The sequence below is a fragment of the Pseudomonas sp. Z1-29 genome (genome assembly GCF_051131995.1).
GTDB lineage: Bacteria > Pseudomonadota > Gammaproteobacteria > Pseudomonadales > Pseudomonadaceae > Aquipseudomonas.
Genome location: NZ_CP071645.1, coordinates 5,095,435 through 5,121,592, shown reverse-complemented (window position 1 = coordinate 5,121,592; position 26,158 = coordinate 5,095,435). Strand labels below are relative to the sequence as shown.

The following is a 26,158-nucleotide window of genomic DNA, read 5'->3' as shown; positions in this document are numbered from 1 at the left end:
ATACCTGGCGCCCACCGGACGCCAAAAAGGAGAAAGCATGCTCGAGCTCACTCTAGAGCAGATATCCATGGCCCAGGTGGCTGTGGATAAAGACGCCGCGCTGCAATTGCTCGCCGACAAACTGGTGGCCGATGGCCTGGTCGCCGAAGGTTACCTCGCCGGTTTACAGGCCCGCGAGGCCCAGGGCTCGACATTTCTTGGCCAAGGTATTGCCATTCCCCACGGTACCCCGCAGACCCGCGACCTGGTGTATGCCACCGGCGTGCGCCTGCTGCAATTCCCGGACGGCGTGGATTGGGGCGATGGCCAGATCGTCTACCTGGCGATTGGCATCGCGGCCAAATCCGACGAGCACCTGCGCCTGTTGCAACTGCTGACCCGCGCCCTCGGCGAGACGGACCTGGGTCAGGCCCTGCGCCGCGCCGGGTCTGCCGAGGCGCTGTTGAAACTGCTGCAAGGCGCGCCGCAGGAACTGGCGCTGGATGCGCAGATGATCGGCCTCGGCGTGTCGGCCGACGATTTCGAAGAACTGGTGTGGCGCGGCGCTCGTCTGTTGCGCCAGGCCGACTGCGTGAGCAACGGCTTCGCCGGTGTGTTGCAGCAGGTCGAGGCGCTGCCGTTGGGCGACGGCCTGTGGTGGCTGCACAGTGAACAGACTGTCAAGCGCCCTGGCCTGGCTTTCGTCACGCCGGACAAGCCCATCCGTTACCTCGGCCAGCCCCTGAGCGGACTGTTCTGCCTGGCCAGCCTCGGCGAGGCCCATCAGGCCTTGCTGGAAAGACTCTGCGCGCTGCTGATCGAAGGTCGCGGCCACGAACTGGGCCGCGCCACCAGCAGTCGCAAGGTCCTCGAAGTGCTGGGCGGCGAGCTGCCCGCCGACTGGCCCAGCGCCCGTATCGGCCTGGCCAATGCCCACGGCCTGCATGCACGTCCGGCGAAAATCCTCGCGCAATTGGCGAAAAACTTCGAAGGCGAGATCCGCGTGCGCATCGTCGACGGCCAGGACAGCGCCGTGTCGGCCAAGAGCCTGAGCAAACTGTTGAGCCTGGGCGCCCGTCGCGGCCAGGTCCTGGAGTTCATCGCCGAGCCGAGCATTGCCGCCGATGCGCTGCCGGCCTTGCTGGCCGCCGTCGAAGAGGGGCTCGGCGAAGAGGTCGAACCGCTGCCGCCACCGAGCGCGCCACGGGAAACCACCATCGCCGAAGTCGCCAGCGTGATGCTGGCGCCCGAATCCGGCAGCCTGCTCCAGGCGGTCGCCGCCGCACCGGGCATCGCCATCGGCCCGGCGCATATTCAAGTGCTGCAAGACATCGACTATCCGTTGCGCGGCGAGTCACCGGCCATCGAGCGCGAGCGCCTGCAAAAAGCCCTGAGCCAGGTGCGCCGCGACATCGAAGGCTTGATCGAGCGCGCGAAGGCCAAGGCCATCCGCGAGATTTTCATCACTCACCAGGAAATGCTCGACGATCCGGAGCTGACCGACGAGGTCGACACCCGCTTGAAGCTGGGCGAGAGCGCGCAAGCGGCGTGGATGGGCGTGATCGAAGCCGCCGCGAAAGAACAGGAAGCCCTGCAGGATGCCTTGCTTGCCGAACGTGCCGCCGACTTGCGGGACGTCGGCCGGCGGGTGCTGGCGCAGCTGTGTGGCGTGGAAACGCCGGCAGAGCCGGATCAACCGTACATTCTGGTGATGGACGAAGTCGGCCCCTCCGACGTCGCCCGCCTGGATCCGGCTCGGGTGGCGGGGATCCTGACCGCCCGGGGCGGCGCCACCGCCCACAGCGCGATTGTTGCCCGTGCCCTGGGCATTCCCGCCCTGGTCGGTGCGGGGGCAGCGGTATTGCTGCTGGCGCCGGGCACCTCCTTGCTGCTGGACGGCCAGCGCGGTCGGCTGCATGTCGACCCGGACGCCGCCACGCTGCAACGCGCCGCCGAAGAACGCGACACCCGCGAGCAGCGCCTCAAGGCCGCCGCCGAGCAGCGTCACCAACCGGCGCAGACCCGCGACGGTCACGCCGTGGAAGTGTTCGCCAACATCGGCGAAAGCGCCGGCGTCACCAGCGCGGTGGAGCAGGGCGCGGAAGGCATCGGCCTGCTGCGCACCGAATTGATTTTCATGGCTCACAACGAGGCCCCGGACGAAGCGACCCAGGAAGCCGAATACCGCAAGGTGCTCGATGGCCTGGCCGGTCGGCCGCTGGTGGTGCGCACCCTTGATGTGGGCGGCGACAAACCGCTGCCGTACTGGCCGATCGCGAAGGAAGAAAACCCCTTCCTCGGGGTGCGCGGCATCCGCCTGACCTTGCAGCGTCCGCAGGTGATGGAAGCGCAGTTGCGCGCCTTGTTGCGCTCGGCGGACAACCGTCCGCTGCGGATCATGTTCCCCATGGTTGGCAGCGTCGACGAGTGGCGCCAGGCCCGCGACATGACCGAGCGCCTGCGCCGGGAAATCCCGGTGGCGGACCTGCAACTGGGGATCATGATCGAAGTGCCGTCCGCCGCGTTGCTGGCGCCGGTGCTCGCCAAGGAGGTCGACTTCTTCAGCGTCGGCACCAATGACCTGACCCAATACACCCTGGCGATCGACCGGGGTCACCCGACCCTGTCGGCCCAGGCCGATGGCTTGCATCCAGCGGTATTGCAGCTGATCGACATCACCGTGCGCGCGGCCCATGCCCATGGCAAATGGGTCGGCGTGTGCGGCGAGCTGGCGGCTGATCCGCTGGCGGTGCCGGTGCTGGTGGGCCTGGGTGTCGACGAATTGAGCGTTTCGGCCCGCAGCATTGCCGAGGTCAAGGCGCGGGTTCGCGAATTGAGCCTGGCGCAAGTACAAACCCTGGCCCAAGAGGCCTTGGCCGTGGGCAGCGCCGACGACGTGCGCGCATTAGTGGAGGCGCTGTAATGGCGAAGATTCTTACCCTGACCCTCAACCCGGCGCTCGACCTCACGGTGGAGTTGGCGCGCCTGGAACCGGGCCAGGTCAACCGCAGCGATGCCATGCACGCCCACGCCGCCGGTAAAGGCGTGAACGTCGCCCAGGTGTTGGCCGATCTCGGCCATACGCTGACGGTCAGTGGATTTCTCGGCGAGGACAACGCCCAGGTGTTCGAGACGTTGTTCGCCCAGCGTGGCTTCGTCGACGCATTCATCCGCGTTCCGGGCGAAACCCGCAGCAACATCAAGCTGGCCGAGCAGGACGGCCGCATCACCGATCTCAACGGCCCGGGCCCAATGGTCGACGAAGCCGCTCAGCAGGCGTTGCTGGCGCGCCTTGAGCAAATCGCCCCAGGCCATGATGTGGTGGTCGTGGCCGGCAGCTTGCCCCGTGGCGTCAGTGCGCAATGGCTGCGGGCGCTGATCACGCGCCTGAAACAACTTGGCTTGAACGTGGCCCTCGACACCAGCGGCGAAGCCTTGCGCGTCGCCCTGGCGGCGGGGCCGTGGCTGATCAAGCCGAACACCGAAGAGCTGGCCGATGCGCTGGGCTGCGCCGTGGTCAGCGAATTGGCCCAGGCGCAAGCGGCGCAGCGCCTGCATGCCGAGGGTATCGAGCACGTGGTGATTTCCCATGGCGCCGACGGCGTGAACTGGTTCAGCGTCGGTTCGGCGCTGCATGCTTCGCCGCCCAAGGTGACGGTTGCGAGTACCGTGGGTGCCGGTGATTCGCTGTTGGCCGGCATGCTGCACGGCTTGCTCGGTGGGCACACGCCGGAGCAGACCCTGCGCAGCGCCACGGCCATCGCCGCCATGGCGGTCACGCAGATCGGTTTTGGCATCCACGACACCGCGTTGCTGGCGTCGCTTGAACAGGGCGTGCGCGTGCGCCCCCTGACAGAACAATAAGAGGGTTCGCAAGATGAAATTAGCCATTGTGACGGCCTGCCCGAACGGCATGGTCACCAGTGTGTTGTGCGCCCGTCTGCTGGACGCGGCGGCCCAGCGCCAGGGCTGGAGCACCAGCGTCGAAGTGCATGACCCGGCGCACCCCGAGCGCCAGTTGTCGGCCGCCACGCTTGAGGCGGCCGAGTGGGTGCTACTGGTTGCCAGCGGCCCGGTGGACCTGTCGCGATTTGTCGGCAAGCGGGTATTTCGCAGCACCCCGGCCCAGGCCCTGCAAGACGTTGATACGGTGCTGCGGCGTGGCGCCGAAGAAGCCGAGGTAATGGCCGAGGCCGACGTGCTCGCCGAAGCACCACAGGCCTCCACCGAGCGCGCCCCGCGCCTGGTGGCCATCACCGCGTGCCCGACCGGCGTTGCCCACACCTTCATGGCCGCCGAAGCCTTGCAGCAGGCAGCGGCGCGCTTGGGCTACGACTTGCAGATCGAAACCCAGGGCTCGGTGGGCGCGCGTAATCCGCTGAGTCCCGAAGCGATTGCCGAGGCCGACGTGGTGCTGCTGGCGACGGACATTGAAGTCGCCACCGAGCGTTTCGCCGGCAAGAAAATCTACCGCTGCGGCACCGGCATCGCGTTGAAGCAGGCCGAAGCCACGCTGAACAAGGCTTTGGCCGAAGGTCGGCAGGAAAGCGCTGCCAGCGACACTTCCGGCGGTCCGGCGAAAGCGGAAAAAAGCGGCGTCTACAAACACTTGCTGACCGGTGTTTCGTTCATGCTGCCGATGGTGGTGGCGGGTGGCTTGATGATTGCCTTGTCGTTCGTGTTCGGCATCGAGGCCTTCAAGGAGCCTGGCACCCTGGCGGCGGCACTGATGCAGATCGGCGGCGATACCGCATTCAAATTGATGGTGCCGCTGCTGGCGGGCTACATCGCCTATTCCATCGCCGACCGGCCGGGCCTGGCGCCAGGCATGATCGGCGGGATGCTGGCGAGCACCTTGGGCGCCGGGTTCATCGGCGGGATCATTGCCGGCTTCCTGGCCGGCTATGCCGCCAAGGCGATCAACCGCTACGCGCGGCTGCCCCAGAGCCTGGAAGCGCTCAAGCCGATCCTGATCATTCCGCTGTTGGCGAGCCTGTTCACCGGCCTGGTGATGATCTACATCGTCGGCAAACCAGTGGCGGGCATGCTCGAAGGCCTGACGCATTTCCTCGACAGCATGGGCACCACCAATGCGCTGCTGCTGGGCGTGCTGCTGGGGGCGATGATGTGCGTCGACCTCGGTGGGCCGATCAACAAGGCCGCCTATGCGTTTTCGGTGGGGCTGCTGGCTTCGCAGAGTTATGCACCCATGGCCGCGACCATGGCCGCCGGCATGGTCCCGCCGATTGGCCTGGGCATCGCTACGTTCATCGCCCGGCGCAAATTCGCCAAGACCGAGCGCGAGGCCGGTAAAGCGGCATTGGTGCTGGGGCTGTGCTTCATTTCCGAAGGCGCGATTCCGTTCGCGGCCAAGGATCCGCTGCGGGTGATCCCGTCAAGTGTTGCCGGTGGTGCGCTGACCGGTGCGCTGTCGATGTATTTCGGCTGCAAACTCATGGCGCCTCACGGCGGCCTGTTCGTGATGCTGATCCCCAACGCCATCAATCATGCGTTGCTGTACCTGCTGGCAATCGTCGCGGGCAGCCTGCTGACGGCGGTGACCTATGCGCTGCTCAAGCGGCCGGAGGCGGTAGAGATGGCGCTGGAGCCGGCTAAGGCCTGACCCAACCCTGTTGTTTCCTGTGGGAGCGAGCTTGCTCGCGATAGCGGTGTATCAGTCGACATTTTAGTTGCCTGACACCCTGCCATCGCGAGCAAGCTCGCTCCCACAGTTGATCTTGGGGCGTCCTGAGTCTCTGTCACACCCACTTCACACAGCCATGCTTAAGTTTCCCCATTTCAAGGGAGAACACCATGAGCGAATTCGACCTGGGCCGTCGCCGTGTAATGCAAGCCGTTGGTGCCGGTTTGTTGCTGCCGGGGCTGGCGCCGGCGGTGATTGCTTCGGTCAAGGATCGGCCGGTGCTGACCGAAGGCGTGCAATCGGGCGACTTGCAGGGCGACCGGGCGATGATCTGGAGTCGCAGCGACCGCCCGGCGCGAATGGTGGTGGAGTGGGACACCCGCAGTCAGTTCTCCAACCCTCGGCGCTTTGTCTCGGCGCTGGCCGACAGCCGCAGCGATTTCACCGCCCGGGTCGAACTCACCGGCCTGCCGCCCGACCAGGCGATTTTCTACCGCGTGCATTTCGAAGACGCCCGCAGCGGTGTCGCCAGCGAGCCCTGGCTCGGCCATTTGCGCAGCGTGCCGCAGTTCAAGCGCAACATCCGGTTTGTCTGGAGCGGCGACACCGTAGGCCAGGGCTTCGGCATCAACCCGGACATTGGTGGCATGCGCATCTACGAAGCCATGCGCCTGCGCCTGCCGGACTTTTTTATCCACAGCGGCGACACCATCTACGCCGACGGCCCGGTGCCGGCGCAGGTCACCACCGAGGGCGGCCGCATCTGGCGCAACCTGACCACCGAAGCCAAGAGCAAGGTTGCCGAGACCCTGGACGAATATCGCGGCAACTACCGCTACAACCTGATGGATGAAAATGTCCGTCGTTTCAACGCCGAGGTGCCGCAGATCTGGCAATGGGACGACCACGAGGTGGTCAACAACTGGTCGCCGGGCAAGCAACTGGACGAGCGCTACCAGACCAAGGATATCCACAGCCTGGTAGGCCGTGCGCGACAGGCCTGGCTGGAATATGCGCCGATGCGCCTGCAGAAGGCCGACCATGGTGGACGGATCTATCGCAAGCTCGGCTACGGGCCGATGCTCGATGTGTTCGTGCTGGACATGCGCAGCTACCGCGAAGCCAATGACGCCAACCTCGGCGCGGCGAAACCGTTCCTGGGGCGTGAGCAACTGAACTGGCTCAAGCGCGAGCTGAAGCAATCCCGGGCGCAGTGGAAAGTCATTGCCGCCGACATGCCCATTGGCCTCGGCGTACCCGACGGCGAAGTCAGTCCCGGTGTGCCGCGCTGGGAAGCGGTCGCCAACGGTGACCCGGGCGAGGCTCAGGGGCGTGAAGTGGAAATTGCCGAACTGCTCGGTTATCTGCGCAAGCATCAGGTGCGCAACTACGTCTGGCTGACTGCCGATGTGCACTATTGCGCCGCCCACCATTACCATCCTGAACAGGCCGCGTTCCAGGACTTCGAACCGTTCTGGGAGTTTGTCGCCGGGCCGCTGAACGCCGGCAGCTTCGGGCCCAATGCCCTGGACAAGACCTTCGGTCCGGAAGTGGTATTCCAGAAAGCGCCCCCCGTGCAGAACACTTCGCCGTTTGCCGGGTATCAATTCTTTGGCGAGGTGAACATCGACGGACAGAGCGGCGAGATGAGCGTGGTGTTGCGCGATCTTGAAGGGGTGGCGGTGTTCGAGAAGAAGTTGCAGCCGGTTTGAATCCAAAGCTCACCACAAAACCAATGTGGGAGCGAGCTTGCTCGCGATGGCGGTATGTCTGTCAATAAAATGCTGACTGACAATCCGCTATCGCGAGCAAGCTCGCTCCCACAGGGTTTTAGGGTGGATTCAAAATAAGCGTTCGTCAGTAAACATCCCGCCGATACCGGCCCTGCTCGATCAGCTTTTCCACTTCCTCGCGGCCCAGCACCAGATTGAGCACGTGGTCCACGCCTGACGCCATCCCCTGCAAGCTGCCGCAGACATAGATCACCGCGCCGTCGGCCAGCCATTGCTTGAGCAACGCGGCCGATTCCAGCAGGCGGTCCTGGACGTAGATTTTCTTTTCCTGATCCCGGGAGAACGCCAGGTCCAGGCGTTCCAGGTCGCCGGAGGTCACCCATTCCTGCAGTTCGTCGCGGCAATGGAAATCATGCTCGCGGTTGCGCTCGCCGAACAGCAGCCAGTTGCGCTGCATGCCCTGGGCAACACGGGCCTTGAGCAAACTGCGCAAGCCGGCCAGGCCGGTGCCGTTGCCCAGCAGAATCATCGGCACGCCCTGGGGCGGCAGATGGAAACTGCTGTTGCGACGGACGCGCAGGCTGATGGGGCTGCCCAGCGGCGCATGCTCGGTCAGCCAGCCGGAACCGATGCCCAGGCTGCCATCGGCGTGACGTTCCTGGCGTACGATCAGTTCCAGTACACCGTCGGCGGGGATCGAGGCGATGGAATATTCACGCATTCCCAGCGGTGCCAACGCCTCCACCAGCGCCTGGGCGTGCAGACCCACTAGGTGTGCGCGGTTTTCCGGCAGTTGACGCGTGGCGAGGGCTTGTTCGAGCGTCTGCTGCAAGCCATCGACCTGCACCCGAGCGATACCGGCGATACCCAGGCCATCGAGGAAGTGTTCGATAGCCCACGGGTCATTGCGCGGCAGGATTTCCACCAGGTCACCGGCCAGCCAGCTGCTCGGGCCGGGGGCGCCGAGGCCGAGCAGGTACACGCCCGAACCGCTGCTGTCGGGGTTGAGCAGGGTGCGTTGGCTCAAGGTCCAGTGTTCAAAACTCGGCGCTTGCCACGCATCCGCCGGAGGCTGGCCGGTCAGCTCGGCCAATTGCTGTTGCCAGTGCCGCAAGGCGTACGGGTCGCCGCTGTCCACTTCCACCGGTGCGAACAGCGTCTTGCCGCCGTGCTCCGCGAGCCAGGCGTGCAGACGGCGGGCGAAACCGCAGAAATTGTCATATTGCCGGTCACCGAGGCCGAGGACCGAGTATTGCAGGCTTTCCAGGCTCATCGCCCGGCCGAGCACCTTGCGCTCGAAACCGCGAGCGCTGTCCGGTCCTTCACCGTCGCCAAAGGTGCTGACGACAAACAAGGCGCGGGTGGCGCTGTTCAAATCCTTGTCGCTGACGCCGGCCAACGGCTGGACCTTCACCGGTAGCCCGGCGGCCTGGAGCTGGCCGGCGGTCTGCCAGGCCAGTTGCTCGGCAAAACCGCTCTGGCTGGCAAAGCCGATCAGCCACGCCGGGGCATCGCCAGGGTTGCCGGCAAGCGCCTGGCGAGCCTGGCGGACCTGACGTTTTTTGCGCCGGCGGTCCAGGTAGAGCAGCCAGCCGGTGATGAAAAACAGCGGCATCGCCAATGCGGCGGCGGTCACCAGGATCCGCCCGACCAGGCCGAAGTAACTGCCGACATGCAGGGCATAGATGCTGGTGAGCAATTGCGCCTTGAGGCTCTTGTCGGTGTAGCGGCTGTGACGGCTGATGACGCCGGTGCTCGGGTCGAGCATGAGTTGGTTCAGGGCGCGGTCATGAGGGGCGTCCTTGAGCAGGTAGAACACCGTCGCCGGTTGCCCGGCCACCGGTGGCATGCGCACGTTGTAGGCGGACAGGCCGGGGCCGGCGGCGCTGTAGATGCTGCTCCACATGGCCCGGTAATCGGCGATCGGCGCCGGGCCGCTCGGTGCCGGGCCACGGGTGCGCACGCGCTCATCCTTGGGCGAATCGGAAAGCAGGCGGGTCAGGCCTTTGTTGTACCACTCATAGGACCAGGTCAACCCGGTCAGGGCGGCCAACAGATAGAACAGCAGGCACCAGGTGCCCGCAACGGAGTGCAGGTCCCAATTGAAGCTGCGGCCCTTTTTCGCCCAGTCGAGGGTCAGCCAGGCGCGCCAGTTTTTCCACTGGCGTGGCCAGCGCAGGTAGAGGCCGGACAAGCAGAAGAACACCAGGATCAGCGTGCAGGCGCCGGTAATCTGCCGGCCCACGTCGTCCAGGGTCAGGACGCGGTGCAGCCTGAGCATCAGGCCGAAGAAATCCTGGCCCACCACATCGCCGAGAAACTGCGCGTTGTAAGGATTGAAGTAACGCATCGGCCCGCGTTTCTCTCCCGGCGGGGCGGTGAAGATCGCCCGCGCGGCGTTGCCACTGTCGGTTTCGACCCAGAGCATGGCGACGGTCTTGCCTGAGGCGGCTTCGATCTGTTCCACCAGTTCGGCGGGAGGCAGGACGCCGGCCGGTTGTTTTTCAACCGTCAGCACCTCGGGGTTCAATGCCCGCAGGATCTCGTCCTGGAAAGACACCACCGCACCGGTAACGCCCATCAATGCCAGGACCAGCCCGGCACTGATGCCGAAAAACCAGTGCAACTGGAACAGGGTTTTCTTCAACACGTCGCCCGCCTTGTTCATTCAATACTGTTTGTCACGGCGTGCATTATGCCGTGTGTTATCGAGAAGCATTCATAAACACACATAAAAGCCCCATTCATTTGCATGAACGGGGCTTTGCCCGGTGCCGGTCAGTAATGGGTGGTGGCCAGATCCTGTGGGAGCGAGCCTGCTCGCGAAGACGTCGTGTCAGTCACGCATTCATCAACTGACACTCCGCTTTCGCGAGCAGGCTCGCTCCCACAGGTTCATTGCCTGGCCATCGGCGTCGGGTTCTTTCAACCGGTCAGAAGTGGAAATTGGTACTCAACAACGCCGTGCGCCCGGCCGCCTGGTTGGCGAAGTGGGTCGAGAATGCCTTGTCGTAGTAAGTCTCGTCGGTCAGGTTCTGCACGTTGAGTTGCAGGTCCAGGTGCTTGCTGACCTTGTAGCTGGCCATGGCGTCATAACGCACATAAGAGTCGACCATGGTGGTGTTCGCCACGCTGCCGAACACATCATCCACATAGAAGGCCCCGCCACCGATGGTCAGCTTTGGCGTGAGCGCGTAGGTGGTCCAGACGCTGGCGCTGTTTTTCGGCGTGTTCGGCAATTCGTTGCCATCGCTGGTGCTCATTGGCCCGCCATCGACCTGCTCACTGTCCAGGTAGCTGTAGCCGGCGAACACCTGCCATTTCTCGGTGAGCTTGCCGCTGGCCGACAGCTCCAGGCCGTCGACGCGAGTCTTGCCGGCGTTTTCATAGGTCGTGGTGTCGACCTGCACCCGGGCGTTTTCCTTCTCGGTGCGGAAAATCGCCGCGGTCAGCGAAAGCCGGCTGTCGAGCAAGTCCCACTTGGTTCCGATCTCGTAGTTCTTGGTGGTTTCCGGCTCCATGTCACTGGCGAGCAGGTTGCCACTGCGGTCTGGCGTCCCACCGAGCGGATTGCCCTCGATGCCTTCGCCAACCATGCTGCCGGGCGGCGTGGCCGAGGTCGCGTAGGACGCATAGATGCTGCCGTTGTCGGCTGGTTTCCAGACCAGGCCGAACTGGCCGGTGACGAACTCGCTGGTGTCGTCACCCTTGGACGTGGTGGTACCGGCGGCGTCGTAAGTCTTGTATTTCGTGTCGAAGTGGTCGTAGCGCAAGCCCATGTTCACCAGCCACTGCGGTGACAGTTCCAGCGTGTCGAACACGTAGAGCGCGCGGGTGACGCTGGTGGTGTCGGTGCCGGCATAATTGCGCGAAATCGCGCCGTTCCAGGGATCGTTCGGGTTCGGGTTGGACAGCGACGTGCAGTTGTAGCCGCTCGGCGCGCCGACCAGGGCCGGCGTGCAGTTGGTGTTCGCGGCGGTGGTGCCCGGTACGGTGTCGGTGTTGACGTTGTACGAAGTCTTCTCGCCGGTCTCGCGGCTCAGCTCGATGCCGGTGGAGAAACTGTTCTTGAAGCCGGCCACATAAAAATCACCGAACAGATCAGTCTGGTTGGTGGTGGTGTCGACGTTGCTGACGCGGCTGTTGACGCGCCGCCAGACCGTACCGTTGTTGACGTTGCCCTTGCTGTCGTCGGGTTGGGTGAGAATGTAGTCCTGCATGCTGGAGCCGTGGCGCAGGGTGTTCTTGACGGTCAGTGCATCGCTCAGGTCATGCTCGATGGCGATGGTCGCGGTGTCGACGCGGGTCTTGCGGAAGTCGCGGTCGGTGAGGCCATAGAAGTTGCTGCTGTCGCCGCCGGCATCGGGCTTGTCCGGGTTGGCTTTGGTGCGATCGGCGGTGCGGCCCGAGGCGGGAACGCTGTAGGGAATGCCCGAATCCGGCAGATCGTTGCTTTCCAGGTGGTAGTAGTCGAGGTTGATCCGGGTGTCGGTGCCCAGGCCGAACGCCAGCGACGGCGCGACGCCCCAGCGATCGTAGTTGACCTGGTCACGACCGGCGACGTTGCTTTCGTGGCTCATCAGGTTGAGCCGGCCGGCGGCGCTGTCGCTGAACTGGTAATTGCCGTCGAGGGTGTAGCGCTGGGTCTGGTCCGAACCCCAGGTGAAGCCGCCGTCGAACGAGTCGCCCAAGTGGGCTTTCTTGCTCACCAGGTTGATGGTGCCGCCGGCGGCGCCGCGGCCGCCGATGGCCGAGTTCGGGCCCTTGCTGACCTCGACGGACTCCACCGCAAAGATCTCCCGGCTTTGCGAACCGGTATCACGCACGTTATCCAGGTAGGTGTCGCCCTGGGCATCGAAGCCACGGATGAATGGACGGTCGCCCTGGGGGTTGCCGCCTTCGCCGGCGCCAAAAGTGATGCCCGGCACGGTACGCAGGGCATCCTGCATGTTGAGGGCGCCGGTGTCCTTGAGCACCTGCTGGGGAATGACCGTCACCGAGCGCGGCGTGTCGACCAGCGGCGCGGTGTATTTCGAGGACGAGGCTTTTTCGACCTGGTAGGACGTCGTGTCCTGGGCCTCGCCCGTAATGCTGGTAGCGTCCAGGGAGATGGCGTTGCGCGGGGCTTTTTCATCGATCTTTTCCGCCGCTTGGGCCATCTGTGCGATTGACGTCGCACCGAGGGCGACGCCGATGGCGGAGGCCAGCAGACGAGGTGAATTAACCGGTAATTGTGATTGTTGACGCGACATGAACAGTGCCTTCCCCAAGGTTGAGGCGGCGGAATATAGGGTAAACACTTTTATGTATCAATTGCGAAACATTGCTATTTGGGAGGAATTTACATTCTTTACATTTTGCCTTTACGGTTTCTGCCCAATGGCGCGTTGGCGGGGGTTGTACACAGTCAATAAGAATCACTACCATTGGCGCCCCGCGTTATCCACAGGTCTTGAATGCCATGTTGCTGCACGTTCCCGGTGTGTTTTCTCCTGAAGAAGTGCAGCGTATCCGCGAGGCGCTGGAGCAGGCCGAATGGGCAGATGGCAAGGTCACGGCCGGTTATCAATCGGCCAAGGCCAAGCACAACCTGCAACTGCCCGAGGGGCATCCCCTGGCCAAGGAAATCGGCGCGGCCATGCTGGATCGGTTGTGGAAAAACCCCTTGTTCATGTCGGCGGCGCTTCCACACAAAGTCTTCCCGCCGCTGGTGAACTGCTACACCGCCGGCGGCAGTTTCGATTTCCATATCGACAATGCCGTGCGCCAGCCCAAGGGCAGTGCCGAGCGGGTGCGCACCGACCTGTCGGCCACGCTGTTCTTCAGCGACCCGGAGGACTATGACGGCGGCGAGCTGGAAATCCAGGACACCTACGGCACCCAGCGGGTCAAGTTGCCGGCCGGGGACATGGTGTTGTATCCGGGCACCAGCCTGCACAAGGTCAACGCGGTTACCCGTGGCGCACGCTATGCCTCGTTCTTCTGGACCCAGAGCCTGGTGCGCGAAGACAGCCAGCGCGCGCTGCTGTTCGAGATGGACGGTGCGATCCGGGAACTGACCCGGGACGTGCCCGAGCATCCGTCGTTGATTCGCCTGACCGGCACCTACCACAACCTGTTGCGTCGCTGGGTCGAGGTGTAGGTGGCGGATTTTCGTCTGCGCCGCGAGGAAGTGCTCGACGGCGAGGCCCTCAAGGCCATGCTCGAGGACAGCCCGGCGCGGGCGGCCCAGGCGATTCTGATCGCAGCGGGCGAAGGGCTGCTGGAGGCCCAGGCGCTGCTCGGGCAGATCCTGCTCGACGGGCGCGGTATCGAACAGGACAAAACCCTGGCCCGGCGCTGGTTCGAGATCGCCGCCCAACGTGGGCACCTGATGGCGCGCAACATGTTGGGGCGTTGCCATGAGCATGGCTGGGGCTGTGTCGCCGATCCTTCGGTCGCGGCCGGACATTATCGTCAGGCAGCCGAGGCAGGACTGGATTGGGCGATGTACAACCTGGCCAACCTGCTGGCGACTGGGCGCGGCGTTGCTGAGAATCAGCCGCAGGCATTGGTCCTTTATTGGCGCGCGGCCGAGCTGGGGCACGCCAAATCAATGAATCTGTTGGGGCGTTATCTGGAAGAGGGGCGTTTCTGCCCGGCGGACCCGGTGGCGGCGGCCCGGTGGTATCGACGTTCGGCCGAAGGCGGGGATTTTCGGGGGCAGTTCAGCCATGGCTGCGTATTGATTGCCGATGCCCGTATCGAAGAGGGCTTGGTGTGGTTGCGCCGGGCGTTGGCCGGAGGGAATCTGAATTTTCTTCGTGTCGCCGTGCAAACCTTGCAGACGGCGCGGCTGACTGCGTTGTCTCCACTGATCGAGGCCTATCAGGCGCGAATCCAGCAGATGCAAAAAAGCCCGTGAGCGAGTCACGGGCTTTTGGGTCAGGCAAGCGCGTTTTTACACGTAGAACGACTTCAGCGGCGGAAAGCCATTGAACTCCACAGCGCTGTAGCTGGTGGTGTAGGCACCCGTCGACAGCCAGTACAAACGATCGCCAATCGCCAGGTTCAGCGGCAAACCGTATTTGTAGTTCTCGTACATGATGTCAGCGCTGTCGCAGGTCGGGCCGGCGATGACCACTTCTTCCATCTCGCCTTTCTTCTCGGTCCAGATCGGGAACTTGATGGCTTCGTCCATGGTTTCGATCAGGCCGGAGAATTTGCCCACGTCGGTGTACACCCAACGCTCGACGGCGGTACGCGACTTGCGCGCCACCAGTACCACTTCGCTGACCAGGATGCCGGCGTTTGCGATCAACGAACGGCCCGGCTCCAGGATGATTTCCGGCAGTTCGTCGCCGAAGTCTTCCTTGAGGAAGCGGATGATTTCCTCGGCGTAGGTTTCCAGGCTGTTGGTGCGGGTGATGTAGTTGGCCGGGAAGCCACCGCCCATGTTGATCAGCTTCAAGACGATGCCGTCTTCTTCTTTCAGACGCTCGAAAATCACCTTGACCTTGGCGATGGCCGCGTCCCAGACGCTGATGTCGCGCTGTTGCGAGCCGACGTGGAACGAGATGCCGTACGGCACCAGGCCCAGGTCGCGGGCGAGGATCAGCAGGTCCATGGCCATGTCGGTCTGGCAGCCGAACTTGCGCGACAGGGGCCAGTCAGCCGTGGTCGAACCTTCGGTGAGGATGCGCACATAGACTTTCGAACCCGGCGCGGCCTTGGCGATGTTGCGCAGGTCGGCTTCGGAGTCAGTGGCGTAGAGGCGCACGCCCTTCTCGTAGAAGTAGCGGATGTCCTTGGATTTCTTGATGGTGTTGCCGTAGCTGATCTGGTCCGGGCCGACGCCGCGGCTCATCACCTTGTCCAGTTCATAGATCGAGGCGATGTCGAAGTTCGAGCCTTTATCCTTGAGCAGGTCGATGATTTCCACCGCCGGGTTGGCCTTGACGGCGTAGTAGACCTTGGCGAATTCGAAACCGGCGCGCAGGTCGTCATAGGCCTTGGCGATCATCGCGGTGTCGATCACCACGAACGGGGTTTCCTGCTTGTCGGCGAACGCCTTCATTTTCTGAAAGGTTTCGCGCGCGAAATAATCTTCGACCTGGATCGACATACTTGGGACTCCTACTGGCAAACATCAGGATCAATGGGTTTGAGGGCAGCAACCCTCGCGAACGTCCTCCGTATCCCCACTTTGGTTCGCCTACTTCCCAAGGCATGTCGCCGAAAGCAAAAAGGCCATGGGACGCTTGAGTCCCTTGGCCTTGCTGTCTCGTCGTCAGTACTTGAGCCGGATGGATCGTTTCCAGCATGGACGTTCGGCGCGAACTTTAGGGCGTGAGGGGCCTGAGATCAACTAAAAATGTCGCGTTTTTGCACGTCTCCGTCGTGCAGTGCGCGACAGTTCATGATGTAACCGACCGGTGTGACAGGTTGATGTTCCCTCGGATCGGTTTTCAACCTTGCGCAATGTGCCTTTTGATTTTGTGGCGAGGGGATTTATCCCCGCTGGGCTGCGCAGCAGCCCCATCCGGTTGATTTGCCCTATCTGAATAAGCGTGGTGCCAGAGTATGGGTCTGCTTCGCAGCCCAACGGGGATAAATCCCCTCGCCACAAATTGCCCCCTCACTACAAAGGAATTGTGCTTCACCGATGGTCAGGTAGACGCGGTCTCGGCCGGCGAGACGATACTGGTCTTGCCGCCACGGGACTTGCCGGAGCTCAGGTATTCGGCAATCGATTCCTGGGTCACTTCCCCAAGAAAGACCCGCTCGGCATCCATCACCGGCAGCCACGAACGATTGAACTCATACATGCGCGACAACAGGATCCGCAGATGTTCGTCGTAGGCCGCGGTGGCGTTGAATTCCCGCAGGAACTGCCCGCAGGTGCCGGTCTGGCGGTACAGGTCGCGCCGGCGCACATACCCCAGCGCCTTGTTCTCGGCGCAGGTGACCACCACGTAGCGACGGTCGTGTTCGTCCATCAACTCCAGCGCCTCGGCCACCGGCGTCTCGGGGCTGACCGACGGGGCGTTGTCGGCGGCGTCTTCGGCCTTGACCAGCAACAGGCGCTTGAGCGTGCTGTCCTGGCCGACGAAATTGCTGACGAATTCATCGGCCGGGTGGGCGAGGAGCGTGTCCGGGTGATCGCACTGGACCAGCTTGCCGGCGCGGAAGATCGCGATCTTGTCGCCCAGCTTGATGGCTTCGTCGATGTCGTGGCTGACCATGATCACGGTTTTGTTCAGCGCCCGTTGCATCTCGAAGAACTCGTTCTGGATCATCTCGCGGTTGATCGGATCGACCGCGCCGAAAGGTTCGTCCATCAGCAGCAACGGCGCATCGGCGGCCAGGGCGCGGATCACGCCGATCCGCTGCTGCTGGCCGCCCGACAGTTCACGGGGGTAGCGATGCAGGTACTGCTTGGGTTCGAGCTTGATCATGCTCATCAACTCGCGGGCGCGGTCGTGGCATTTCTGCTTGTCCCAGCCGAGCAGGCGCGGCACCACGGTGATGTTCTCCTCGATGGTCATGTTCGGGAACAGGCCGATCTGCTGGATCACGTAGCCGATGTTGCGGCGCAGGGTCACCTCGTCGAGGCCGGTGGTGTCTTCGCCGTTGATCAAGACCTTGCCCGAGGTCGGCGGGATCAAGCGGTTGATCATCTTCAGCGTGGTGCTTTTGCCACAGCCCGACGGCCCGAGGAACACGCAGATCTCGCCTTCGTTGACGGTCAGGTTCACCGAGTCCACGGCTTTTACATCCTTGCCGTTGCTCTTGAAGGTTTTGCTGAGGTTTTGAAGTTCGATCATTTTAATAGTCCTTTCGGGGTCAGCGAGCGTTGCAGCCATTGCAGAAGCAGGTCGGCGAAGATGGCCAGGAGGCTGACCAGCACGGCGCCGACGATCAGCATCGACATGTCGCTGCGGCTGATGGAAGCGAGGATGAGCACGCCCAGGCCACCGGCGCCGATGGTGGCGGCGATGGTCATGACGCCGATGTTCATGACCACGGCGGTGCGTACGCCGGCGAGGATCACCGGCACGGCAATCGGCAGTTCGACCATGCGCAGGCGCTGGCCGAAGGTCATGCCGATGCCGCGGGCGGCTTCACGAATGCCCGGTTCGACGCCGGTCAAGGCCAGGTACGTGTTGCGCATGATCGGCAGCAGCGAATAAAGGAACACCGCGGTGATCGCTGGCATCGGACCGAGGCCCTGGCCGAACTTGGAATAGAACGGCAGCAGCAGGCCGAACAGGGCAATCGACGGAATGGTCAACAGTACCGTGGCGCTGGCTTGCAACGGGCCAGCGAGCGCCGGGAAGCGGGTCATGAAAATGCCCAGCGGCACGCCGACGATTATCGCCAGGGTCACGGCGATGCCCACCAGGGTGATGTGCTGCCAGGTCAGGTGCAGCACCAGCGGCCAGTCCAGATGGGAAAAGGCGTCAAGAAAATCCATGGCTTTTCCTCCAGGTCATTGGGTTGAGAGCAGGGAATGCTGGCGCAGGAAATCGGCGGCAACGGCGGAAGGGCTTTCATGATCGACATCCACACGGGCGTTGAGCTGGCGCATGGTTTCGTCGTCGAACAGTTCGGCCAGTGGCTTGAGCTGCGCGGCCAGTTGCGGATGGGCGTCGAGGAAGGCCTGGCGCACCACTGGCGCGGCGGTGTAGTCGGGAAAATAGTGCTTGTCGTCTTCCAGCAGCTTCAGCTTGAACGCGTTCAGTCGGCCGTCGGTGGTGTACACCAGTCCGGCGAACACCTGGCTGTTGCGCAGGGCGGTGTAGACCAGGCCGGCGTCCATCTGCCGGATATTCTTGCGGGTCAGGTTCATGCCGTAGCGCTCGACCATGCCGGCCAGGCCGTCGGAACGGTTGGCGAACTCGGTGTCCAGCGCGACCAGGTGATTTTCCTCGGCCTCGGTCTGCAGCACCTTATTCAATTGGCTGATGGAATTGATCTGCGGGTACTTCTTCGCGACTTTCTCCGGCAGGGCCAAGGCGTAGGTGTTGCTGAATTTCGACGGCGCGAGCCAGACCAGGCCTTTTTTCGCGTCGAGTTCTTTCACCCGGGCGTAGGACTGGGCGCTGTCGAGTTTTTCCGTGACATGGTTGTAGGAAACCAGCGACACGCCGGTGTATTCCCAGAGTAAATCCAACTGCCCGGTTTCATGGGCGCTGCGGGCCAGGTTGCTGCCCAGTCCGCCAGTGACCTGAGCGTCGTAGCCCTTGTCGCGCAGGTATTGCGCGGTGATCTCGGCCAGCAGGGTCTGCTCAGTGAACACCCGGGCACCGAGGCGGATCAGCGGTTTTTCAGCGGCTTGGGCGAATCCCGCGAACAGCAGCAGGCAGCCCAGGATCAAGCTCAACTTCTTCATAACGATTCCTTTATCCAGCCAGGCTCAGGACGGTCGCAGACCGCGTTCCAGCCAGAGGCGGCTGGCCAGGGTTACCAGGCCGTCGAGCAGCAGCGCCAGCAAGGCGGTGCAGGCCGCGCCGAGCAGCAATTGCGGCTGATTGTTCAAGGCGATGCCGGGGAAAATCAGGCTGCCAAGGCTGTTGGCGCCGATCAGGAACGCCAGCGGTGCGGTGCCGACGTTGATCGCCAGGGCTACGCGCACGCCACCGACGATGATCGGCACGGCGTTGGGCAGTTCGACTTTCCACAACACCTGGCGCGGGGTCATGCCGATGCCGACGGCAGCTTCCTTGAGCGAGCCCTGGACATTTTTCAAGCCTTCATAGGTGTTGCGCACGATGGGCAACAGCGAGGCGAGGAACAGGGCGAAGATCGCCGGCCCGCTGCCGATGCCCAGGATACCCAGGGCAATGGCCAGCACGGCCAGGGACGGCACGGTATTGCCGATGTTGAACACTTGCATGAAGCGTTCGGCGCGCCCGACCATGCCGGGGCGGCTGAGGGCGATGCCGGCGGGAATGCCGACGATCAGGGCCGCCAACATGGAAGCCAGTACAAGCATCAGGTGCGCTTGCAGGTAGAACAGCAGGTCGTCGCGGTAACGGTGGATCGTATCGATGCCGATCCAGTGGACCAACAGGGCCAGGAGGGCGACGACGACCGCCCCCCCGATAAGCCCTTTGCCATAGCGGATAGCCACAGGCGGACTCCTTTGTCTTTTTTTGTCGGCGCACGCTTTCCCGGGCGGCGGACCTTCATTGGTTGCCGGGAAAACGTTCGCGAGAAGCAGCTCTTTTCGATGCCGTCAAAACGGCTGTCGAAGCGAGCCATGAGCGCAGCCTCGTCAGGCTAACTTGCTGATTTTTCAGCCCCTGACGGTTGCTCGTATCAGGGTGGTGGACGCCTCCACGTGGCAAAAGGTTCCCATGTGCGGCAGCATCTGGCCACCCTTGATGTGCTCAACGGTTCGGTTCCTGGCACAAGTTGAGCTATAATCGCCGCCCTTTTTTGAATCACCTGCCAGGCGATTTCCCATGACCAAACAGGCCGCCGAAGTCGCGAAACGCCGCACTTTCGCCATTATTTCCCACCCCGATGCCGGTAAGACCACCATCACCGAAAAGCTCTTGCTGATGGGCAAGGCGATTGCGGTGGCCGGCACGGTGAAATCCCGCAAATCCGACCGCCATGCCACCTCCGACTGGATGGAGATGGAAAAGCAGCGGGGTATTTCCATTACCACGTCGGTCATGCAGTTCCCGTATCGCGAGCACATGATCAACCTGCTCGACACCCCGGGCCACGAAGACTTCTCCGAAGACACCTACCGCACGCTGACCGCGGTGGACTCGGCCTTGATGGTCCTCGACGGCGGTAAGGGCGTCGAGCCACGGACCATCGCGCTGATGGACGTCTGCCGTCTGCGGGACACGCCGATCGTCAGCTTTATCAACAAGCTCGACCGCGACATTCGCGACCCGATCGAGCTGCTCGACGAAATCGAAGCGGTCCTGAAGATCAAGGCCGCGCCGATCACCTGGCCGATCGGTTGCTACCGCGACTTCAAGGGCGTTTACCACCTGGCCGACGACTACATCATCGTCTACACCGCCGGCCACGGTCATGAACGCACCGAAACCAAGATCATCGAGAAGCTCGACTCCGACGAGGCCCGCGCGCACCTGGGCGACGAATACGAGCGTTTCGTCGAGCAACTGGAGCTGGTTCAGGGCGCCTGCCATGAATTCAACCAGCAGGAGTTTCTCGATGGCCAGCTGACCCCGGTGTTCTTCGGTACCGCCCTGGGCAACTTCGGCGTCGACCATGTGCTCGACGCCGTCGTCGATTGGGCTCCGCGCCCGCTGCCACGCGTTGCCAACGAGCGCACCGTGGAGCCGGTGGAAGAGAAATTCGCAGGCTTCGTGTTCAAGATCCAGGCGAACATGGACCCCAAGCACCGCGACCGTATCGCCTTCATGCGCATTTGCTCCGGCAAGTACGAGAAGGGCATGAAGATGCGCCACGTGCGCACCGGCAAGGACGTGCGCATCGGCGACGCCTTGACCTTCTTCTCCTCGGAACGCGAGCAACTGGAAGAGGCCTTCGCCGGTGACATCATCGGGTTGCACAACCACGGCACCATCCAGATCGGCGACACTTTCACCGAAGGCGAAGCCCTGGGTTTTACCGGCATTCCGCACTTTGCCCCGGAACTGTTCCGCCGGGTACGCCTGAAGGATCCGCTCAAGTCCAAGCAACTGCGCCAGGGCCTCCAGCAGTTGGCCGAAGAGGGCGCCACCCAGGTGTTCTTCCCGGAGCGCAGCAACGACATCATCCTCGGCGCCGTCGGTGTGCTGCAGTTCGACGTCGTCGCCAGTCGCCTGAAAGAGGAATACAAGGTCGAGTGCTCCTACGAGCCGATCACCGTATATTCCGCCCGCTGGATTGAATGCGACGACAAGAAAAAACTCGAGGAATTTTCCAACAAGGCCGTGGAAAACCTCGCGCTGGACGGCGGCGGCCACCTGACCTACCTGGCGCCAACACGGGTCAACCTCGCGCTGATGGAAGAGCGCTGGCCAGATGTGAAATTCCGCGCGACGCGCGAGCATCACTAAGCCCCGAGCGTCGAAACCGAAAACCTGTGGGAGCGAGCCTGCTCGCGAAAGCGGAGTGTCAGCCATATCCATTTTGGATGTGCCGCCGTCATCGCGAGCAAGCTCGCTCCCACATTGGTCCTATGCAGGTCGCCAATCTCCCAGTCATCCACAACCCCTGTGGGAGCGAGCTTGCTCGCGAAAGCGGTGGGTCAGCTTGCCTGGATGCCGGATGTGCGGGCCTCTTCGCGAGCAGGCTCGCTCCCACGTTGGATTTTTTGGTGTTAGTGGGTTTGGGAATAAACCTTATTCGAAACCAATCTTTATGGCAGCGGCATTTCTGGCTATTCCATGGCGTCCTATCTGATGAACCGGTCTGTTCGGAACAATATTTCCTGAGCACCGTCGGCCCCGGCTTTATCCGGTAAAGAAGGAATTGGCTATGAATAAGCTGCTGCGCATGATGTTTTTTATAAAGGTGTTGGTGATGCTGTCCCTCGGTTCCACCGCTGCATGGGCCGAATGCGATGAGCACGAGAAGCACGCGTCGAGTGGCTCGGTGGTTCAAGGCGAGTTGATGCTTGCCGCGACCGATGCGGACGCAGGCGATCCGGACGATGGCGAGGATGATGATGGTTCGCCAATCGACACGCCGGATGGCGATGAGGATGAAGAGGGCGATAGCCCGACGTAGATGCCCTGCATAAAAAACCCTCCAGCCCGAGTCGGTCTGGAGGTTTTTTTATTTCCTGTGGCGAGGGAGCTTGCTCCCGCTGGGCCGCAAAGCGGACCCTCTTTTTGGGCCTGCTACGCAGTCCAGCGGGAGCAAGCTCCCTCGCCACAAAAGCTTTTTGCCTTAAGTGCTTTGTTGCCTTTTAGCCTTACGCCGCGCCGTCGAGGAACCGCTCGGCGTAGTGACACGCCACCAACCGGTTATCGAGTGGGCGAAGCGCCGGTTCTTCGGTCTTGCAACGCTCAGTCGCATACGGGCAACGCTTGTGAAACGCGCAGCCGGACGGTGGGTTGAGCGGGTTGGGCAGTTCGCCGACGATTTTGATCTTCGGCTTGTTCGGGTCCGGATGGATGGTCGGGGTGGCCGACAGCAGCGCCTGGGTGTAGGGGTGCAGCGGGCGGCTGTAGATGGACTCGTTGGGGCCCATTTCCACCGGGCGGCCGAGGTACATCACCATCACGTCGTCCGCGACATGCTGCACCACCGCCAGGTTGTGGGAGATGAACACGTAGGCGGTGTTGAACTCCTGTTGCAGGTCCATGAACAGGTTCAGCACCTGGGCCTGGATCGACACGTCCAGCGCCGAGGTCGGTTCGTCCGCCACCAGCACCTTGGGTTGTAGCATCATGGCGCGGGCCAGGGCGATGCGCTGGCGCTGGCCGCCAGAGAACATATGCGGATAGCGCTGGTAATGCTCGGGGCGCAGGCCCACCTGCTTCATCATCGCCTGGACTTTCTCGCGCCGTTCGGTGGCCGACAGGTTGGTGTTGATGAGCAACGGCTCGGCCAGTTGATCGCCGATTTTCTGCCGCGGGTTGAGGGACGCATAAGGACTCTGGAAAACCATCTGCACATCTTTGCGCAGTTGCTTGCGCTCGGCCTTGTTGGCGCCGGCCACTTCCTGGCCGGCGATTTTCAAGGAGCCGGCGGACGGCTCTTCGATCAGCGTCAGGGCCCGGGCGAGGGTGGATTTGCCGCAACCGGATTCGCCCACCACGGCCAGGGTCTTGCCGGCCTCCAGTTCGAACGACACACCGTTGAGGGCGCGTACGGTCGCATGGCCCTTGAACATGCCACGGGACACTTCGTAATGACGGGTCAGGTCACGGGCGGTAAGTACGACGGCCATCACGCCACCTCCTGGTTCAACGGGTAGAAGCAGCGGGCGAGGCTGTTGGATTTCGGATCGAGCGCAGGGCGCTCCTGGCGGCAGTTGTCACGCACGTACGGGCAGCGCGGCGACAGCAGGCAGCCTTGCGGGCGGTCGTAGCGACCGGGCACGATGCCCGGCAACGTCGCCAGGCGCTCGGCGCCCATGCTGTGCTCCGGAATCGCCGCCAGCAGTGCTTCGCTATACGGGTGGGCCGGGATGTCGAACAGCTGCGGCACCTTGCCCACTTCCACGGCCTGGCCGGCGTACATCACGCACACGCGCTGCGCGGTTTCAGCCACGACGGCGAGGTCATGGGTGATCAGCACCAGGCCCATGTCCTGCTCTTTCTGCAGGGCCAGCAGCAGGTCCATGATCTGCGCCTGGATGGTCACGTCCAGAGCGGTGGTCGGTTCGTCGGCGATCAGCAGTTTCGGCTCGCCGGCAATCGCCATGGCAATCGCCACACGCTGGCTCATGCCGCCGGACAGTTGATGCGGGTAGGCATCCATGCGACTGGCGGCGCCCGGGATCTCGACTTTTTCCAGCAGTTCGATGGCGCGCTTGCGGGCGGCCTTGCCGGACAGCTTCAGATGCAGGCGCAGTACTTCTTCGATCTGGAAACCCACGGTGTAGCTGGGGTTGAGCGCGGTCATCGGGTCCTGGAAAACCATCGCCAGGTCCTTGCCGACGATCTGCCGGCGCTGGCGGTTGCTCAGCTTGAGCATGTTCTTGCCGTCGAAGTTCAGCGCATCGGCGGTGACGATGCCGGGGTGCTCGATCAGGCCCATCAGCGCCATCATGGTCACGGATTTACCCGAGCCCGATTCGCCGACGATCGCCAGCACCTCGCCTTTATCCACGCTCAGGTCCAGGCCGTCGACCACCGGCACGGCGGTGGCGTCGCCGAAGCGGACGTTGAGATTCTTGATTTCTAGCAGTGACATGGGAATCTCCTCAGGCGGCATTCTTGAGTTTCGGGTCCAGCGCATCGCGCAGACCGTCGCCCATCAGGTTGATTGCCAGCACGCTGAGCAAAATGGTCAGGCCAGGCAGGCTCACGACCCACCAGGCGCGTTCGATGTAGTCGCGGGCCGAGGCCAGCATGGTGCCCCACTCAGGGGTCGGCGGTTGCACGCCGAGGCCGAGGAAGCCCAGGGCGGCGGCGTCGAGGATCGCCGAGGAGAAGCTCAGGGTCGCCTGGACGATCAGCGGTGCCATGCAGTTGGGCAGCACGGTGATGAACATCAGGCGCGGCAGGCCGGCACCGGCCAGGCGGGCGGCGGTCACGTAGTCGCGGTTCAGCTCGCCCATCACGGCGGCGCGGGTCAGGCGCACGTAGGACGGCAGCGAGACGATGGCGATGGCGATCACAGTGTTGATCAGGCCTGGGCCGAGGATGGCGACGATCGCCACGGCCAGCAGCAGCGAGGGCAGGGCGAGCATGATGTCCATCAGGCGCATGATGGTCGGGCCGAGGATGCGCGGGAAGAACCCGGCGAACAGCCCCAGCAGGATGCCCGGGATCAGCGACATCACCACCGACGACAAGCCGATCAGCAGCGACAGCCGCGAACCCTGGATCAGGCGCGAGAGCAAATCACGGCCCAGTTCGTCGGTGCCCAGCAGGAACTGCATCTGCCCACCTTCGAGCCACGCCGGCGGCGTCAGCAGGAAGTCGCGGTATTGCTCGCTCGGGTCGTGCGGCGCGACCCACGGGGCGAAGAGTGCGCAGAACACGATCAGGATCATGAACAGCAGCCCGGCGACGGCGCCCTTGTTGCGGGAAAACGCTTGCCAGAATTCTTTGTACGGGGACGGGTACAGCAGGCTTTGATCGACTGCTACCGCGGTAGTTGGAGTACTCATGGTCTTGATCTCAGCGCTGGTGACGGATACGTGGGTTGGCAAAGCCGTAGAGAATGTCCACGACGAAGTTGACCAGAATCACCAGGCAGGCGATTAACAGGATGCCGTTCTGCACCACGGGATAGTCCCGGGCGCCGATGGCTTCGATCAGCCACTTGCCGATGCCCGGCCAGGAGAAGATCGTTTCGGTCAGGACCGCGCCGGCCAGCAGCGTGCCGACTTGCAGGCCGACCACGGTCAACACCGGGATCAGCGCGTTGCGCAGGCCGTGCACGAACACCACGCGCGACGGCGACAGGCCCTTGGCCTTGGCGGTGCGGATGTAGTCCTCGCGCAGCACTTCGAGCATCGAGGAGCGGGTCATGCGGGCGATCACCGCCAGCGGAATGGTGCCCAGCACGATAGCCGGCAGGATCAGGTGATGCAGTGCGTCGAGGAACGCGCCCGGCTCATCGGCCAGCAGCGTATCGATCAGCATGAAGCCGGTTTTCGGCTCGATGTCGTAGAGCAGGTCGATCCGTCCCGACACCGGTGTCCAGCCCAGGGACACCGAGAAGAACATGATCAGGATCAGGCCCCACCAGAAGATCGGCATCGAATATCCCGCCAGGGAGATGCCCATCACCCCATGGTCGAACAGGGATCCTCGCTTGAGCGCCGCGATCACCCCGGCCAGCAGGCCGAGGATACCGGCGAACAGCAGCGCGGCCAGGGACAGTTCCAGGGTCGCGGGAAACAGCGAGCTGAACTCGCTCCATACGCTTTCACGGGTGCGCAGCGATTCGCCAAGATCGCCCTGGGCCAGTTTGCCGATGTAGTCCAGGTACTGGGCATACAGCGGTTTGTTCAGGCCAAGGCGTTCCATTGCCTGAGCATGCATTTCGGGATCGACCCGACGTTCGCCCATCATCACTTCCACGGGGTCGCCGGGAATCATGCGAATCAACGCGAAGGTCAGCAAGGTGATGCCGAAGAACGTGGGAATCAGTAATCCCAGTCGGCGGGCAATAAAACTAAACATCTTCAGGTGTACCTCAT

General features: G+C 63.1%; 19 protein-coding genes. 8 read left to right on the top strand and 11 right to left on the bottom strand.

What is annotated here, in order from left to right; genetic code table 11:
- Window positions 1-37 precede the first annotated feature (37 nt).
- From ptsP to J3P84_RS23290, 4 genes are all read left to right on the top strand, one after another.
- Window positions 38-2,902 carry a phosphoenolpyruvate--protein phosphotransferase gene (ptsP, locus tag J3P84_RS23305; protein ID WP_434626157.1) on the top strand — a complete coding sequence of 955 codons (2,865 nt, stop codon included), beginning with the start codon at window positions 38-40 and terminating at the stop codon, window positions 2,900-2,902.
- The gene (gene pfkB / locus J3P84_RS23300; protein ID WP_434626156.1) at window positions 2,902-3,843 is read left to right on the top strand and encodes a 1-phosphofructokinase; all 942 of its coding nucleotides are present in this window, start codon (window positions 2,902-2,904) and stop codon (window positions 3,841-3,843) included. Before ptsP ends, pfkB begins: the two co-directional genes overlap by 1 nt.
- Window positions 3,844-3,856: 13 nt before the next feature.
- Window positions 3,857-5,602, top strand: a complete 1,746-nt coding sequence (locus tag J3P84_RS23295; RefSeq protein WP_434626155.1) for a PTS fructose-like transporter subunit IIB — start codon at window positions 3,857-3,859, stop codon at window positions 5,600-5,602.
- A gap of 191 nt (window positions 5,603-5,793) precedes the next feature.
- Window positions 5,794-7,335, top strand: coding sequence for an alkaline phosphatase D family protein (locus tag J3P84_RS23290; protein ID WP_434626154.1), 1,542 nt, complete (start codon window positions 5,794-5,796; stop codon window positions 7,333-7,335).
- Between the two features lie 145 nt (window positions 7,336-7,480).
- On the opposite strand, the gene J3P84_RS23285 is transcribed toward J3P84_RS23290, so the two are convergent.
- Together J3P84_RS23285 and J3P84_RS23280 are read right to left on the bottom strand one after the other, a co-directional pair.
- Window positions 7,481-10,006 carry a PepSY domain-containing protein gene (locus J3P84_RS23285; RefSeq protein WP_434631497.1) on the bottom strand — a complete coding sequence of 842 codons (2,526 nt, stop codon included), beginning with the start codon at window positions 10,004-10,006 and terminating at the stop codon, window positions 7,481-7,483.
- A 283-nt stretch (window positions 10,007-10,289) separates the two neighbouring features.
- Window positions 10,290-12,608: a TonB-dependent receptor gene (locus tag J3P84_RS23280; RefSeq protein WP_434626153.1), complete on the bottom strand. Its 2,319-nt coding sequence runs from the start codon at window positions 12,606-12,608 to the stop codon at window positions 10,290-10,292.
- A gap of 209 nt (window positions 12,609-12,817) precedes the next feature.
- Here J3P84_RS23280 and J3P84_RS23275 point away from each other — a divergent pair, with 209 nt between their 5' ends.
- Both J3P84_RS23275 and J3P84_RS23270 read left to right on the top strand, forming a co-directional pair.
- The gene (locus tag J3P84_RS23275; protein ID WP_434626152.1) at window positions 12,818-13,498 is read left to right on the top strand and encodes a Fe2+-dependent dioxygenase; all 681 of its coding nucleotides are present in this window, start codon (window positions 12,818-12,820) and stop codon (window positions 13,496-13,498) included.
- Window positions 13,499-14,260 (top strand): tetratricopeptide repeat protein, encoded by a 762-nt coding sequence (locus J3P84_RS23270; protein WP_434626151.1) that lies wholly within the window; start codon window positions 13,499-13,501, stop codon window positions 14,258-14,260.
- Between the two features lie 36 nt (window positions 14,261-14,296).
- Here the strand turns inward: J3P84_RS23270 and J3P84_RS23265 are convergent, their stop codons facing one another.
- The 5 genes from J3P84_RS23265 to J3P84_RS23245 form a co-directional block, all read right to left on the bottom strand.
- Window positions 14,297-15,460 carry a type III PLP-dependent enzyme gene (locus J3P84_RS23265; RefSeq protein WP_305496871.1) on the bottom strand — a complete coding sequence of 388 codons (1,164 nt, stop codon included), beginning with the start codon at window positions 15,458-15,460 and terminating at the stop codon, window positions 14,297-14,299.
- A gap of 544 nt (window positions 15,461-16,004) precedes the next feature.
- Window positions 16,005-17,162: an osmoprotectant ABC transporter ATP-binding protein OsmV gene (locus J3P84_RS23260; RefSeq protein WP_305496869.1), complete on the bottom strand. Its 1,158-nt coding sequence runs from the start codon at window positions 17,160-17,162 to the stop codon at window positions 16,005-16,007.
- Window positions 17,159-17,812 carry an ABC transporter permease gene (locus tag J3P84_RS23255; RefSeq protein ID WP_305496867.1) on the bottom strand — a complete coding sequence of 218 codons (654 nt, stop codon included), beginning with the start codon at window positions 17,810-17,812 and terminating at the stop codon, window positions 17,159-17,161. The genes J3P84_RS23260 and J3P84_RS23255 overlap by 4 nt, the downstream gene beginning before the upstream one ends.
- Window positions 17,813-17,827: 15 nt before the next feature.
- Window positions 17,828-18,730: a glycine betaine ABC transporter substrate-binding protein gene (locus J3P84_RS23250; RefSeq protein ID WP_434626150.1), complete on the bottom strand. Its 903-nt coding sequence runs from the start codon at window positions 18,728-18,730 to the stop codon at window positions 17,828-17,830.
- A gap of 24 nt (window positions 18,731-18,754) precedes the next feature.
- On the bottom strand, window positions 18,755-19,471 hold the full coding sequence (locus J3P84_RS23245; RefSeq protein WP_434626149.1) for an ABC transporter permease: 717 nt from the start codon (window positions 19,469-19,471) through the stop codon (window positions 18,755-18,757).
- Window positions 19,472-19,805: 334 nt separating this feature from the next.
- Here J3P84_RS23245 and J3P84_RS23240 point away from each other — a divergent pair, with 334 nt between their 5' ends.
- Window positions 19,806-21,389, top strand: a complete 1,584-nt coding sequence (locus tag J3P84_RS23240) for a peptide chain release factor 3 (protein ID WP_434626148.1) — start codon at window positions 19,806-19,808, stop codon at window positions 21,387-21,389.
- A gap of 421 nt (window positions 21,390-21,810) precedes the next feature.
- Window positions 21,811-22,062, top strand: a complete 252-nt coding sequence (locus J3P84_RS23235) for a hypothetical protein (RefSeq protein WP_434626147.1) — start codon at window positions 21,811-21,813, stop codon at window positions 22,060-22,062.
- Window positions 22,063-22,249: 187 nt separating this feature from the next.
- Here the strand turns inward: J3P84_RS23235 and J3P84_RS23230 are convergent, their stop codons facing one another.
- The 4 genes from J3P84_RS23230 to J3P84_RS23215 are packed head-to-tail and all read right to left on the bottom strand — an operon-like array spanning window position 22,250 to window position 26,141.
- The gene (locus J3P84_RS23230; RefSeq protein WP_030139820.1) at window positions 22,250-23,230 is read right to left on the bottom strand and encodes a peptide ABC transporter ATP-binding protein; all 981 of its coding nucleotides are present in this window, start codon (window positions 23,228-23,230) and stop codon (window positions 22,250-22,252) included.
- Window positions 23,230-24,198 carry an ABC transporter ATP-binding protein gene (locus tag J3P84_RS23225; protein ID WP_434626146.1) on the bottom strand — a complete coding sequence of 323 codons (969 nt, stop codon included), beginning with the start codon at window positions 24,196-24,198 and terminating at the stop codon, window positions 23,230-23,232. The genes J3P84_RS23230 and J3P84_RS23225 overlap by 1 nt, the downstream gene beginning before the upstream one ends.
- 10 nt (window positions 24,199-24,208) lie before the next feature.
- The gene (locus J3P84_RS23220) at window positions 24,209-25,120 is read right to left on the bottom strand and encodes an ABC transporter permease subunit (protein ID WP_186613348.1); all 912 of its coding nucleotides are present in this window, start codon (window positions 25,118-25,120) and stop codon (window positions 24,209-24,211) included.
- Between the two features lie 10 nt (window positions 25,121-25,130).
- Complete coding sequence (locus tag J3P84_RS23215) at window positions 25,131-26,141, bottom strand: ABC transporter permease subunit (protein WP_434626145.1); 1,011 nt, start codon at window positions 26,139-26,141, stop codon at window positions 25,131-25,133.
- Between the last annotated feature and the right edge of the window lie 17 nt (window positions 26,142-26,158).